Here is a 723-nt window from a genome sequence, read left to right on the forward strand (position 1 = left end):
CCAGATCTGTGTGGCGACTGGATTATGGTTTTGCGGGCATCCCAACTCCGTTGCTGGGCCAATGGGTCGGCCAGAAGGCAGGGATACGGCAGAGCCTTCTGCATCCCGACCGAGTGCAAGTGGATGACGAGGGCGGTGTACCCAACGTGCCGTGGGGGATGGTGCAGGATGACCAACAGCTGCTGCCCGCTCAGCGCAAGGCCGCCCTGATGAGGCGATATCGGGAACGGGGTTGGGGCGAAGTCGGACAGACCAGCTACGAACGCTATCTGATGTGGTTGGAACATGTGCTGAATTCCCCCACGGTTCCTCGCCACCTGAACTATGCGCTTGAACTCGAGGACAGGCACTGGGAAGACCCCACAGCCGCATATCGACGGCTTAAAGCCGGCATGGATGTGTTTATGCCGCGATTGAACGGGGCGGATCGCAACGGCGACGAAGACGACGGCACCAAGCCCTTGACGACGGACGATTTGCTGGCCGGAGTTCGATTCAATATGCCGGTGCATGCGTTTGGATATAACTGGTTGGAGACGAACGCGGAGTCAGCCCAGAAACTAAAGCTCAGGATAGAAACGATCCGCGAGCAGTATGGAAAGCGCTGCCAACAAGTGGTTCTTGTGACCCATTCGATGGGCGGTCTGATAGCCCGCATGTGCGCGAAACTGCCTGGAATGGAAGCCGCCATTTGTGGCATCGTGCACGGCGTCATGCCGACAA

General features: G+C 58.5%; 1 protein-coding gene. It reads left to right on the forward strand.

Annotated features, from left to right (window positions below):
- Window positions 1-119 precede the first annotated feature (119 nt).
- On the forward strand, window positions 120-723 hold a 604-nt coding region (locus tag ACNPP0_RS25015), incomplete at its 3' end, for an esterase/lipase family protein (protein WP_448707307.1).

This window comes from Achromobacter semiaridum (assembly GCF_053543755.1).